The organism is Paenibacillus sp. A14 (genome assembly GCF_036864815.1).
In the GTDB taxonomy this organism is placed as follows: Bacteria; Bacillota; Bacilli; order Paenibacillales; family Paenibacillaceae; genus Fontibacillus; species Fontibacillus sanfengchensis.
The window spans coordinates 109,502-123,098 of sequence record NZ_JBAGJD010000010.1 but is presented as its reverse complement, the minus strand read 5'-3'; the positions used below and the strand labels follow the sequence as shown (position 1 = coordinate 123,098).

Annotated in this window: 9 protein-coding genes; 2 read left to right on the top strand and 7 right to left on the bottom strand. The window is 54.0% G+C overall.

Annotated features, from left to right (window positions below; genetic code table 11):
• Window positions 1–49 precede the first annotated feature (49 nt).
• Complete coding sequence (locus tag V4U88_RS21930; RefSeq protein ID WP_334075393.1) at window positions 50–1,540, bottom strand: serine hydrolase domain-containing protein; 1,491 nt, start codon at window positions 1,538–1,540, stop codon at window positions 50–52.
• 191 nt (window positions 1,541–1,731) lie between these two features.
• Here V4U88_RS21930 and V4U88_RS21925 point away from each other — a divergent pair, with 191 nt between their 5' ends.
• A complete protein-coding gene (locus V4U88_RS21925) occupies window positions 1,732–3,738 on the top strand; it encodes a serine hydrolase (protein WP_334075392.1) in 2,007 nt (668 codons plus the stop codon).
• Between the two features lie 409 nt (window positions 3,739–4,147).
• Here V4U88_RS21925 and V4U88_RS21920 read toward each other — a convergent pair whose 3' ends face one another.
• Both V4U88_RS21920 and V4U88_RS21915 read right to left on the bottom strand, forming a co-directional pair.
• Window positions 4,148–5,197 (bottom strand): HAMP domain-containing sensor histidine kinase, encoded by a 1,050-nt coding sequence (locus V4U88_RS21920; protein WP_334075391.1) that lies wholly within the window; start codon window positions 5,195–5,197, stop codon window positions 4,148–4,150.
• Window positions 5,194–5,919 (bottom strand): response regulator transcription factor, encoded by a 726-nt coding sequence (locus V4U88_RS21915; RefSeq protein WP_334075390.1) that lies wholly within the window; start codon window positions 5,917–5,919, stop codon window positions 5,194–5,196. Before V4U88_RS21915 ends, V4U88_RS21920 begins: the two co-directional genes overlap by 4 nt.
• A gap of 181 nt (window positions 5,920–6,100) precedes the next feature.
• On the opposite strand from V4U88_RS21915, the gene V4U88_RS21910 reads away from it, so the two are divergent.
• Entirely contained in the window at window positions 6,101–7,996 is a 1,896-nt protein-coding gene (locus V4U88_RS21910; protein WP_334075389.1) for a serine hydrolase domain-containing protein, read from the top strand.
• Window positions 7,997–8,310: 314 nt separating this feature from the next.
• On the opposite strand, the gene V4U88_RS21905 is transcribed toward V4U88_RS21910, so the two are convergent.
• The 4 genes from V4U88_RS21905 to V4U88_RS21890 form a co-directional block, all read right to left on the bottom strand.
• Window positions 8,311–9,168: a MurR/RpiR family transcriptional regulator gene (locus V4U88_RS21905; RefSeq protein WP_334075388.1), complete on the bottom strand. Its 858-nt coding sequence runs from the start codon at window positions 9,166–9,168 to the stop codon at window positions 8,311–8,313.
• Window positions 9,169–9,238: 70 nt separating this feature from the next.
• Entirely contained in the window at window positions 9,239–10,012 is a 774-nt protein-coding gene (locus V4U88_RS21900) for a hypothetical protein (RefSeq protein ID WP_334075387.1), read from the bottom strand.
• A gap of 28 nt (window positions 10,013–10,040) precedes the next feature.
• The gene (locus V4U88_RS21895) at window positions 10,041–12,185 is read right to left on the bottom strand and encodes a hydantoinase/oxoprolinase family protein (protein WP_334075386.1); all 2,145 of its coding nucleotides are present in this window, start codon (window positions 12,183–12,185) and stop codon (window positions 10,041–10,043) included.
• Between the two features lie 44 nt (window positions 12,186–12,229).
• Entirely contained in the window at window positions 12,230–13,525 is a 1,296-nt protein-coding gene (locus V4U88_RS21890; RefSeq protein ID WP_334075385.1) for a citrate transporter, read from the bottom strand.
• Window positions 13,526–13,597: the final 72 nt, after the last annotated feature.

Here is a 13,597-nt window from a genome sequence, read left to right as displayed (position 1 = left end):
CCATGCAACAAACGCATAAGGAGATATTATTACAATAACGCAATTAGCACTAGATCCTAATGTCCCTTTTCAAGTTTCCGATAAACAGGACCAACTTAACCACACCGATGCCTAGTGCGAGGATGCATAACAGAAAGACGAGATGGCCAATCCCCGGTAACCAGGAGAACAGCACGCGCCATGGGGCTACAAAACAGCCCGCTCTGAAAAGCAGCGTAACGGGAACTGCGAAATTAAACATTAGGAGAAACAGGACAGACGACAAGTTTCGCAGCGGAGTACGCGTAATACTAACTTTCCGTTTGAATAGGCGCATGATGGATATCCCCAGCAGTACAGCCACGGCTAGACCGACAAGATCAATGACGATGTATGTCGCCATAACATTTCCTACATCTGTCTGCGGTTGGCGGCCGTGTAAAATATCACGAATCCCGTCCGTAATCATTTCGAATTTGCCGCCGCGGACCAGATAATCATGCGCGTTAATCAATACGATGATCCCTGTGTCGCCGTCCAGCACCATCGAAGAGTGAAAGTTCTCGACATCGCCCTGATGCCTGACTACCCCATCGGCAATTTCCCATCCCATTCCATAATATCCGTCAATCGTAGGGTCGGGAACCGCTGGTTCATGCATGCGACGGATGCTCTCGGTGGAAGCAACTGAGCTATCACCGAATTTTCCATCATTCAGCTGTGCCATGAGATAATGGGCCATATCATCCGCACTGGAAATCAGGTAGGCGGAGGCAAGCATGGAAGGGTTGTCCGGCTGCTCTGTGGGGAACATGTACCCAAAAAAGGATTGGTAACCTTGCGCTAGACCATGCTTCTTGGCCGCTAACGTTGAAGTGAAACTGTTCTTCATATCAAGGGGTTCGAAGATATTCTTCCGGACGTAATCCGCATAGGACATCCCCGAGACACTCTGGACAATCCCGCCCAATATATCGTAATTGGCATTGGAGTATTGATATTTTGTCCCTACCGGCTCACTTAGAGGGGTATCTTTAAAACCCTGGATCAGTTTTTCAATGGTTGGCTCGGTGCCGACAAAACCAATCCGCCCGGTATAAGTAGACAACCCGCTGTTATTATTTAGCAAATGCTTGACCAGAATTGTACCGGACGCCTTGCGGTCGGCCAATTCAAATTGAGGCAAATAGTCCCGAACCGGCGCTTCCAAGTCCACTTTCCCCTGTTCTGCCAACTGCATGATGGCCAGAGCCGTAAACGACTTGGAACTTGAGCCTAAAATAAAGGGAGTTTGCGCGGTAACAGGCTGCCCCTGCGGGCCTGCGACGCCATATCCCTTCAAATAAAGGGGCTGATCCCCCCTGACTATACCTATGGCTACCCCGGGGAGCTGGAGCTTGTCCATCATCGTCTCGACAAATTTATCGATTTGGGTTGTCTCCTCCGCGGAGGCTTGGAACCCTCCAGTTGCTTGTACTTTAGCGTTAGGCCCAAAGATATTGACGATCCCAAAGATTAGAATCATGATGACCGGAAAAACTCTTGATCGGTTCGATTTCATCCTTTTATCCTCTTCTCATTGACAAATTACTTTAAGCATATCAAATGAGAAATTCCCCCAGTCTTACATTTACCTTAAGATCGACGCGAATTTGTTAAAAGTCAGCCAAAAGGTGTTACACTAATGCCGATTGAACGCGCGGATTAAATCAAGTTCGCTACAAGAAATCGTCAAAACAGGAGGTCATCGCATTGTTTTTATTTAAATCCAAACCTCGGAAAATGATCCCGCTCTTAATGTGCGGGTTGCTCATCGCATCCGCGGCTCTTCAGCCGAAAGTATCCGCCTCGGCCACGGAGCGCCAAGCTGCCGTGCCATTGGAAGCTAAACAAGTGGAGGCTTTTGTGGACGAGTTCTTTAATCAGCCTCAAAACAAAGAGCAGTTAACAGGCGCAGCGGTCGTTCTCGTCAAGGGAGACCGGGTTCTGTTTCAAAAAGGCTACGGTTATGCCGACCTCAAAAGCAAAAAGCCGGTAGATGCGGAGAACTCCGTCTTTCGGATCGCCTCGATCTCCAAATTGTTCACGGCAACAGCCGTCATGCAGCTCGTTGAACAGGGGAAAATAAATTTGCAGGGAGATGTCCAAGCTTATTTGGGCGATTTGAAAATTCCCAACAAAACCGATAAAACGCTCACGATGGAGCATTTGTTGACGCATACTACCGGATTTGATTATACGGATAGTCCGAATCTTTCCGAAAAAGAGGTTCCGAACAACCAGTTTATCAAGCAACAGGTACCGACGATTGTCCGCGATCCGGGTGAAGCTTACCGGTATGACAATTACGCCTTTAATCTACAGGGGTATATCGTGGAGCGGCTGTCCGGTGTTCCCTTTAGTCAATATGTGCAAAAACATATCCTGGAACCGCTTGGCATGGAGAGCAGCAGCTTCCAAATGACGTCCGAACTGCGGGAGCATCTGGCTACCCCTTACACGGCGAAGAAGGAGCCGATCCCCGAATACCTTTCCTACCCGGCCGAGGCGCCGGACGGTGGGATGTTCTCTACAGGGGGAGATATGGCCAAATTCATGATCGCCCAGCTCAATGGCGGACAACTGGCGGACGCCCGAATTTTAAGCAAAGAATCGGTGAAGAACATGCAGCAAATCCATCATCGGATTCACCCGCAGATCCCCGGCACGGCTTACGGGTTTGAAACCTTTTACAGCAACAACTATAATGGTCAGTCGGTCATCGGCAAAGGCGGGGATTTGTCGGGTTACCACTCCTGGATGTGGCTTATGCCCGAACAGAAAGTAGGCGGTTTTATCGTTGTTAACGGTGACGGCACGAATTTGCGCGAAAACTTTTTCGCAGCCTTCATGGATCATTTCTATCCCGAAACGCCGAAACAGAAATCGTACCTTAACACGTCCAAAACGGAGCTCAGCCAACTGACGGGGGTTTATCAAGATCTAAGAATCCCCTTTTGGGTATTTCAAGTTACGGTGACCGACGACGGACAACTGACCATCGTGGATCCCTATGGATCGCATACCCTCCGGGAAATCGAGCCGATGTTGTTTGAGGATGAACAAGGGATTAAGGCCGCTATTAAAGTGAATTCAAACGGAACTCAATATTTGTACTATAACAAAGTAGATAGTTGGGCGAAAAAAGCCTCCGAGCCTAAAGAATATACGGATGTTAGTAAGCAGCATCCCTATGCGCCATGGATTTATGGAGCGGATCAACTCGGATTTTTAAACCCTGCGGCGGATGGCGCTTTTCACCCTGAGCAAGAAATGACCCGGGCCGAGTTTATTGCGGAACTTATGCGCATGACAGGATTGGCCCCGGCAAAAACAACAACGCTAACGGGTGATGCGGGAGATGCTCCTTATTTGGGGTTTGTGCAAAGAGCCATGGACCTTGGGTTTGTTCAAGGAAACGCGAAAAGCAAACAGGTTTACGATACTGGTCAAATCATTTCACGGCAGGAAGCCGCGGTCCTGATTTGGAGAGCCGCGATGACAGCCGGCGTGAATACGTCGAATTCCCCGGGCATTCAATTGCTTGGGGAGACGGACCCTTGGGCCGTGGATGCGGTGCAGTATATTGTGAATCATGGCATGTACGGGCCGGAAATCACCAAGGACTCCGCCGGCATCGACTATCGGTCCAAGCAACCCCTGCTGCGGCAGGAAGCCGCCGTTTTGTTAAACCTTTTTTGCAAAAAACTGACCCTTTAAATAATCTTATTCCCGACTGAACAGCACAAAAGAGCCCGGTACCCCAAGTGGGTAACAGGCTCTTTTGTGTTGGGTGCCGGGTGTTGGGTGCCGGGCCTCGGCTTCCGATCGCAAGAACGTAGTGCCCCATCAGACAACTTGATAACAGAGAATTCCTGCAGATTTGCATCTTTTTTCGTATCCCCTCGTGAATCGGCTTAAATACCTGCAGATTTGCATCTTTTTGGAGTTGGAAGTGTGTTGGAAAGTGCGCTAGGCACCTTGATCGCCGTGGGCTAGAAACGATTTGGATGTCTGTGGATGTGAGACTGCGTACTTATCGACTGCGTATATCGAGCACCTCGCTCCAAATCATAGTTGAAGCAGCGACGTATGCTCATTTTCCCCCACTACGATGTCTGATGAGGCACTAGCGGCGGTACAGCACAAGTTCAAATGAGGTTTGTCCGTTCCCGTTGTCCAGACGCAGCTCGCCGCCATGCCGCTCCATAATTTGCTTGGTAATCGACAAACCGAGCCCGGTTCCCCCATCCCCTTTCCGGGTTGAATCTCCCCGCACAAACGGTTCAAAGATGACGGCTTTCAAGGCATCGGAAATCCCGACTCCGTTATCGATCACCTCAAGCCTTACCATAGCTCCGAAATCCGTTAGGCGTACGGTCATTTCCGTACCCGGCGGATTATAGCGGAGCGCATTGGATAACAGATTGGAAACCGCTCTCCGCAGCAACCCGGCATTATACGCCACCGTGACCTGAACGGCGGGAATGTCCAGGTTTAACACAAATTTGCGTTCCTCAAATTGATCATAATAATCGGCCACGGTCTCCCTCAACAGTTCGGCCAGATCGCCCGGGGCGGCGCGCAGCGGAAAATCGGGGCTATCCAGCTTGGACAACTCAAAGATGTCATCGATCATCGATGCGACCTGGATGGATTTGTTGTAAATCAATTGCAAAGCCTTCATCCGGTCCGTCTCATCGTCTATCATTTCAAGCTGAAGCGCTTTGGCATAACCCAGAATAGAGGTGACGGGCGTCTTCAAATCATGGGAGAGATCGACAAGCATCCGGCGCTTGCTCTCCTGCAGATGGCGGTTCTCCGCCTCCGCCTGCTGCAAGGACTCGGCCAACGCATTAAAATACCTCTCCACCCGCGCAAACTCGTCCGTTGCCTGAATATCCAGCCGTTCCTCAAACCGCCCTTGCCGCATCTCCCCCATCGCTCCCGCGATTTGCTCCAACGGTCCGGTGATCCGCTTCGCCGTCCACAAGCTGTAGACCGCAACATTGGCGCCGAACAATAGCAGCAAGAACAGCAACCCGGACAAGCGAAGCTCGACGGTTTCCCGCTCCATATCCATCGCGAAGCCCAGGAACACAAGGAGGGTCACAACTAAAGTACAGGCGGAAAAAATATGGCTCTTCACCAATCGGCGGTACAGTGTGTTTTTCTTCATGAGAACTCCTCTTTCCTGGCGAACTTGTAGCCCAAGCCGCGAATCGTTCGGATATAGACCGGTTGCCGGGGATTGTCCTCAATCTTCTCCCGCAGCCGGGAGATATGTACCATGATCGTATTGGCGTCTTCATAATAATAGTCCGACCAAGCCTGCTCAAACAGCTGTTTTTTCGTAAAAACCCGGCCCGGAGCATCCATAAATGTCTTCAGCAGCTTATATTCAATGGCGGTTAACTGAATTTCCTCCTCCTGCTTATACAGAACACAGTTCCGGTTGCACAGCCTCAGTTCTCCGATGACCACAGACTCCGACTGGATCTCCTCGATCAGGGAATCCGTCGGCGGCTCATTGAACTCATAGGTCCGTCTGAGCATGGCTTGTACTCGGGCTACCGCTTCCAGCGGATTAAAAGGCTTCGCCAAGAAGTCATCGGCTCCCAATTGCAGGCCGAGAATTTTATCGCTGTCCTGATTTTTCGCCGAGATCATAATCACCGGAAGCTTATATTCCGTGCGCAACTGCTTGAGCAGTTGAATGCCGTCGAGTCCGGGCATCATGATGTCAATGACCGCCAGATCAATCCTGCGCTCCCGGATACATGTCCACGCCTGCGCGCCATTATAAGCTTCTATAACAACCAGATCTTCCTTCTCCAAAAAAAGCTTCAGCAGCGCAACAATATCCGGATCATCATCCGCCAGCAGTATGGTCTTTTGCATGAAATCACGCTCCCCTATCATCTCATCGACATTTTTCGTCCGTTCCTTTAGTTTAGCACTTTCCGCCCGAATTTCCGGTATTTTTAAGACGGATTTAAGATTTTCGAAAGTTCAGCGAAAGAGCGCGGCTGTATTCTGGAACATATATTTTCGATTCCAATACCGCTGGAGGTTTTTCCATATGAAAAAAACAATCACTATACTGCTGCTTCTCCCTCTTTTCTTCAATATGTTCTATTTTGTTCCGTCCGCCCAGGCGGCCGGCTCGTCCGATTTCTCCATCACAGCGGAGCGGCTGGAACAACTCCTTGATCCTATGATGGATGAGGAAACCAGCAAGGGGTATATCCATGGGACGGCGGTAGTCGTAACCCAAGGAGAACGCATTTTGTTCAGCAAGGGATATGGCTATGCCGATGTGGACAACAAGCGGTCTGTTGATCCCGCGCAAACGATCATGCGGGTTGGCTCGATTACGAAAACGGTGACCGCCACCGCCGCCATGCAATTGGTCGAGCAAGGGAAGCTGACCCTTCACGACGACCTGAACCGGTTTCTGGTCGGCTACAACGTGCCGGTTTTCGGAAAAAAACCGATAACGCTGCACCACCTGCTAACGCATACCGCCGGATTGGATGAAGCGGTTTACGAAATCACCTCGCTCTCCAGATCGAACCATCTGTCGGCGGAACAATTTTTGAGTAAATACTTCCGCGACCATCCCCCCGTGCGGGAGCCCGGGGAACAATACGCCTACAGCAACGCCGGACTCGGACTGGTAGGGAATTTGATCGAACAGAACTCGGGCGCCGACCTTAATACTTATATGTCCAAGCATTTATTTACGCCGCTGGATATGCCCAGCGCAAATCTGACGGTACCCGAAAATAACCCGAACATGGCCAAATCGTACAATTATACAAGCGGTCATTATGAGGAAGTCCCCTACACTTTCCTGAGTATACCGGGGGCCGGCGGCCTCAGTGCCACGCCGAATGAGTTTGCCCATTTTATGATCGCCCAGTTGAATGGCGGACAATATCAAGGCACGTCGATTTTGGAGCCTTCCACCATTGAAACGATGCATGAGCAGCAGTTCGCCGAACATCCGGATTTGCCCGGGATGGGCTACGGTTTTTACCGGGGACGCTTGGCCGGCGGGATCGAGACCCTGTCTCACACCGGAGACGTAGAAGGCTTTAACGCCAGAATGCTGCTGATCCCCGCGAAGCGGATTGGCGTCCTGGTAGTCAGCAATGCGGTTATCGAAGGATCCACGCAAATGAATCAAAAAATCGAGGATGCCATTACCGGACTGATCGCCGGACCGGAGAAAATGGGCAAAGCGCTGTCATATTCCCGGGAGCAATTGCAGCAGTATGAGCGTACTTACTCCTTCTCGGGCGCGCCGAAGCGGGGATGGGGCAAATGGCTTTATTTTCTCGGAGGCAAAGATTTTGAGGTCAAAGCGGCCGAAGGCCGGCTTATCCTGACGGGCGTGTTCCCGGATGGGAGCGGCGAGCGTAAAGAGCTAAGCTATGTGCCGATCGCGGAAGGCCTATTTCAAGAGGAAGGGGGCGGCGGAAAGCTATGGTTTGAACAGGGCGATCACGGATGGCAAATGACCCTCGCACAGGAAACGACACTGGCGGAACAGCCCGGATTCCTGCACCGTCCCGTGTTCTTGCTTGGCATATACGCCGGCTCGGGATTGCTGCTCATCGCCCTGCTGGCCATCTGGCTTGTGCGTTACGTCGTCCGCTTATTCCGGAGAACAAAGAAGCCCATTTCCTTGCACATTACCGCTATCACGCTGCTGATGTCCATTTTTCTGGTCGTGCAATTGGTATATGGCAACACCGAAATTACGTACGGATATCCGGGCTGGTTTGCCTGGGGCATCTCCTCCCTGCCGCTGGCAGCCGTGATGATCGCCGTTCACTTGCTATGGCGGGACGGCATCCGGTCCGGCAAGAAAACCTCCGCTGCGCTCGGCAGATGTGCGTTTGCCGCAGGATGCATCGCCTATACCGCGTTCCTGTTCTATTGGAATATGCTGTCCATTCATGCCTGGTAGGGTGCGCGGAAATTCCTCCACCTGGCGTGGTCCGCAAGCCGGAACAATAACCAGCGCTAACACTTAGCGGGAAAACCTCCCGTTAATTCGCCCCTTGCCGCCCACGGCTAGCGATTAGCTGGAAAACCTCCAGCTAATTTAGGGGGCAGAGGTTCTTATCGCCCCTATCCGGCGGGTTTAGCGGGAGAAATTCCAGCTAAATGGTGCAATATGGGCGAAACGAGCCAAATTAACAGGAGAGATTCCCGTTAATGGATCGAGTTCATTCAAAAAGCGGCTTGCCGATGGAGGCAAGCCGCTTTTTTGATTGGCGATCAGTAATACTCCGTTACCGAAGGCCGGCTGGAGATGATGCCCTCGCTGTCCAGCTTCTTCTTGAGGTAGGATTTGTCCGAGGAAATGAGCAGGCTCATGACGGCGTCGACCACAAACAGGAAAGTGATGTGATTGGACATCATGGCGCTGTTGCTGACGGACATTTTGTCCGGCACGATGATGTTCGTTTCCGCGGCCTCGGTGACCGGGGAAGAATCGTAGCAGGTGATGGCCACCGTCTTCGCCTGGTTCATCTGCGCCGTGGATACCGCGTCGATAATTTCCGGCGTCGCGCCGGAACGGGTGAACGCGATGACGATGTCCTCCGCCGTGGCCTGGGACGCCGCGATTTTCATCGCGCGGCTGTCGCTGCTGGCCTCCGCGCTGATCCCGATCAGCGACAGGCGGTTCTTCAGGGCCATGGCCGAGAGGAAAGAATCGAAGATGCCGAAAATGTGGATGCGCCTGGCCTGCTTCAGCATTTCCGCCACACCCTGCAGCGCCTCCTCGGAGATCATCGCCGACGTGTTGACGACCAGCTCGTTGTAATCGAGGGCCAGTCCGTCGATGGGCGTGATTTCGCGGCGTTCTTTTTTCCGCGTCTGCATTTCCCGGTAAAACGTATCCTGGGCGATCGCGATCTTGAAATCGTTAAAACCCTTAAACCCGATTTTCTTGCAAAAACGGTTGATGCTTGTCTCCGAAACGCCGATCTCATTGGCAAGCGCCGTAATCGTATGCTGGGTAATAAACTCGGGATGATGAATGACAAAGTGAGCGATCTGGTTTTCGCCGTAGGTAAATTTTTGCTTGAGCGATATGATTTTTGCAATCACCGCGGGTACTTGCGAAGCCATGATATGTCCTCCTGCATTTGCGATTAAACCGCTCCGAAGGAACGACCTTTCGCAGTAAACGATTTACCTATTATAGCATATGGAGTCCACTCTCGCCCAAAATTGTTTTCCACTTATTCACATTTTCCACAAACTGCTCCATTTTCATCCGGTCCGTCTGCACGAGGTAAATATTGTCCAGCAGGCTAGGCAGATAGGGGAGCCCGAGCAATTCCTTGCAAAAAGCGTGCGCCGCAATCTCGCTCGTCTGCAAGATCGTGGCCATTCGGCGGAAGGGGCCGAGTTTTAGGCACTCCACCGGCTCCAGCAGCTCATTCGTAAACCGCCCGCTGCGGTACTCCAGCAAGTGATAATACTCATGCGCCAGGTGGATGTCCACGATCCTCTCGAAGGTCACGGGGCCGAGCGCCCCGTCCGATGCCGCAGCCGCGGCTTGAAGCTGATGCATGGATTCCCGGTAGACGGTGATCTCCGGGACCTTTCCGCTCCAGTCCAGTTGAGCCCGCAGCGCCACTTTGAAGGCACCGTTGCCCGCACCCGCCGATGCCGCCAGATTGAAGCGGACCCCCGCCTGATCGAGAAGCTGCCGGATGGGCTGCCCCTTCAGCCGGGCCGCCGCTTCCCGTCCCATCTCCAAAGAACGCGACAAGTAATACCCGTACTTCCCGGGTTCGATTTTATGAAAAACCGGATCCCTCTCCAGCTCCGCGAAAGCCAGTACCTCATCGTTAAGGCCCAGGCTGCGGATCTCGTAAACAGGATGCCGGCCCGCGCCCGCGCCGACGCCCACGCGCTGCTCCTGCCCCTGTTCCCGTTCCTGTTCTCGTACTTGTACACCTGTCATGGCCACCTGCCCCCTCACGCTTTTAAGTCTATTGGTACGCTACCGCGAGCCAAACTTCCTCCTCGCCCAGCATTTCCGTCTCCATGTCCAGGATGGACAGCAATTGTTCCCTGGTCTGCATCCCGGTCAGATCGAGCATTTTCTCCCGGAAAAACAGGAAGACCTTCGGAATCGTAGCATTGGCGTCGGAATAAATCGTATGCTCATCCAGGAAACCCACGAATGCGTCGTGCCGCTCCTTCTTGGCAAATTGGCCGTAATGCACGCCGGCCTGCTTGAACCGGACCACGCCCTCCCGGTCAACCACGCTGACGGAGATGCGTTTCTTCTTTAGAAGGCCGAAGAAGGATTTACGGATTTCTTCGCTAGCGAACAGATGCCATCTCCCCGTCTGGGCGGCCAGCCTCATGGAATCGACCGGCGCGTCCACGGAGCTTGCCGCGATGCTGCGCATTTCGTCTTCGGTTAATGCCGCCTGTCCCAGATCCTTGGACCGGAGCTCCGTCGAACCGGTCGCGATCGCGCGCAGAATGTTCTTCTGGTTATCGATTTCGATGGTAATTTCCACGGTTTCTTCGCTCGCGCCGGACTGGACGATTTTATCCATCACATCGCTGCGAATCCGCTTGATATCCGCCTCGGTCGGATTGATGACCGTACGTTCGATCTGCTCCTTGACCATAGCCAAAGCAACACCGATCGTCGAGATATACGGCGCGTTCTTGGCGATCTGCCACTTCATCCGCTCCTTCTCGGCCATCGCCGGCACGAGGACGGCCCCGCTGCCGCCTCCGCCGACCAGGGTGACGAAGTTGCGGTCCAGCTCATAGTCCGCGATCATTTCATTGACCGTTTTCATCGTCTTCTCGATCGCGATATCCATCACCTGACGGGCCGCCGCCTCTCCGGAAATCCCCAGATGCGCGCCCAAGGCGTCCCAGGCCAAGCGGGCGCTCTCCTTCCCGGCGTAAGCATAGTCCCCTTCCGGCACATAGCCGAGCAGGTTGGCCGCTCCCGCCAAGGTGAAGGAGAATTCCTCGCCGCTTCCGCCTTTCGCGATGGCGTATTCGGGGGCGTCTCCTTCGCGCGGGCTGATGAACAGCACCCGCGCGTCCTGTAGCTGTGCCGGATCCGCGAAGCATTCGTAGGCTTTCCCGGCGATATGGGCGCTCCGCGGGCCGACGTCGACGATCTTGCCGCCCGCTACCCGGATCATACTGCCGCCGGCGATGCCCAAGGTCCGCACATCCAGGGATTGCAGGTAGGTGCGGTGTCCCCCGACCTGCGCGTTCTGGATCATGACCTTGCCGTTCTTGATGACCGAGATGTCCACGCTCGTGCCGCCCACTTCAAAAAAGATGCCGTCGGAAATTTTCTCGTACATCAGCGCTCCGGCCACGCCCGCGGCCAAACCGGACAGCATCGTCAAAATCGGGCGTTTCCGCACCTCGTCGATGCTCATGACCCCGCCGTCGCAGCGCATGATCATCAGCTGCGAGGAGATGTTCGCGTTCTTGACCGATTTCTCGGTCATGTTGGCCGTCTCCATCATCTTCGGAATGAGGCTGGCATTGATGACCGCCGTTCTCGTCCGCGTCCGCAGGCCGTACAGCTGCGAAATTTCGTGCCCGCCGGTGGCGAACACGCCCCGTCGCTGGGCCGCTTCGACGACGCGCAGCTCATTCGCCGGATCATCCACGCTGTACGCCTCCGAAGCGACGATGACCTCCGCCCCCTGGGAGAGCAAATCCTGCAGCCCCTGCTCCACGGCCTCATCTTTCAGATTTTTGGAGTCCAGGTACGTGTGGTAGGTTTGCAGATTTTTGCCGGGCGCAAGCTCGATTTGTCCCGGATTGGATTCGCTGCGCGCGCTCAATCCGTCCATCCCCGCCCCCATGCCGAGGATGCCGACTTTGGCGACATCCCCTTCCAGCAAAGCGTTGGTCGCCTGGGTCGTACCGTGGGCGATAAAGGTCACGTCCTCGGGGGCGATGCCCTTGCTCTCCAAAATTGTCTGCAAAATTTGCACGATCCCTTTAGCCACGCCGTCCTCATCATGGTGCGTAGTCGGAATTTTCATTTTTTCAATAATCTCGAACGTTTCGTTATCCAGCACGACCGCATCGGTAAACGTACCGCCGACATCGATGCCTACCCTTACTTTTCTACCCATTTCATAGCTCCCTCCTATCTCTCTAAACCATGCCGTTCTCCCGCTTAAAAGACGACAAGCGCACCCCAGACCATCGAGATCAGCACAGCCGTGACCATCCAAGGCAGGGTCCGTTTCAAAATATCGTTAATGTCGCTCTTCGTAAAATCGGCCACCCAAACGTTATGGGAGTTGGTCGGGTCGGAGACGGACTGCACATTGCTGACCACCCGCAGCGCCAGCATGGCCGCGATCGGCGTCATGCCCGCCCCTACGAACAGCGCGGCGATACCGCTGCCCAGTCCCCAGACGTTCAACGGACCGCGATAAATCGCCAGCGGCGACAAAATGGTAAAGAACAGAATGTACATCAGCGGGCTGTTCGGCAGCACCGCTTCGATCAACGGCGAAATAATCGCCGTCACCTGCGGCGCCATAACAGCGTTGACCAGCATGCCGATGCCGATCATCAGCCCCAAGGCTCCGGCCACATCCTGAATCCCTTCGACGAGGGAGCTGGAGAGCACGTGCACCGGGCGTTTCGGCCAGGACAGGATCAGCGTGGCAACCGCGCCGATGATAACGGCGGGCACGATATCCATCTTGAAGACGAACACCATAATGACCGGTACCAGCGGGCTGATCAGCGCGACCGCCGGCACTTTGCGGCCATCCGCGGACGGCGAGGTCGCCGGCATCGCCCACGCTTTGCGGCCGCGCCCGTCGCGGCGGGCATAATAGACGATCATGATCATACTGATGACGATCAGCGGCAAGGCGGCGATCAACGTGTAGTCGGCGACGGTCGAAACCGGCAGACCCATGACATCCACGTAAACCGCCCAGTTGGAAACGTTGAACAGCACCCCGACGCCTACGGCAGACAGTAAGACGACGGAAGCCAGAAATTGGCTGATGCCGGCGGTCAGCATAATCGGGATAATGATTGTCCCTACGAGAATGACCATCCCCAGACCGCTCGCCGCGGAAAAGATCACCGAGGCCGTCACGAAGAACAGCAGCGCGATCAGCACCGGCTTATCCCCGGCCAGCTCGGCGGCTTTACGGATAATCGATTTGGTAACCCCGACTTTATTCAGGATTTGCCCGAACCAGGCGCCGAAGATCAGCCCGGCGATCGCCGTGGACAGCCGCATCGACCCTTGGGCCAGAATCGTTCCGCTGAGGGTCGCCGTTTCGGGATCCCCGGAAGACCAAGGTACGCCCGCAATAAGCGCGAACAAGATCGCCATGCTCGGCAGCGCCAGAATCGTCGGCAGCTTCCGGGTCATCATCAGCCCCGCAAACAGAAGAAATACGAGTAAAATGCCAATAGCCTGTACCCACATGATTGAACTCATGGTTCAAGTCCCCTTTACCGTTCAAATGAAAAGCTGAATAAGTTGAACTCTCGTTTGCAGATAGAGCATCGT

Coding starts and splice junctions, on each gene's coding strand:
- V4U88_RS21930 (WP_334075393.1), bottom strand. CDS start 1,540: ATGAAATCGAACCGATCAAGAGTTTTTCCGGTCATCATGATTCTAATC.
- V4U88_RS21905 (WP_334075388.1), bottom strand. CDS start 9,168: ATGGCTTCGCAAGTACCCGCGGTGATTGCAAAAATCATATCGCTCAAG.
- V4U88_RS21920 (WP_334075391.1), bottom strand. CDS start 5,197: ATGAAGAAAAACACACTGTACCGCCGATTGGTGAAGAGCCATATTTTT.
- V4U88_RS21890 (WP_334075385.1), bottom strand. CDS start 13,525: ATGAGTTCAATCATGTGGGTACAGGCTATTGGCATTTTACTCGTATTT.
- V4U88_RS21915 (WP_334075390.1), bottom strand. CDS start 5,919: ATGCAAAAGACCATACTGCTGGCGGATGATGATCCGGATATTGTTGCG.
- V4U88_RS21900 (WP_334075387.1), bottom strand. CDS start 10,012: ATGACAGGTGTACAAGTACGAGAACAGGAACGGGAACAGGGGCAGGAG.
- V4U88_RS21910 (WP_334075389.1), top strand. CDS start 6,101: ATGAAAAAAACAATCACTATACTGCTGCTTCTCCCTCTTTTCTTCAAT.
- V4U88_RS21895 (WP_334075386.1), bottom strand. CDS start 12,185: ATGGGTAGAAAAGTAAGGGTAGGCATCGATGTCGGCGGTACGTTTACC.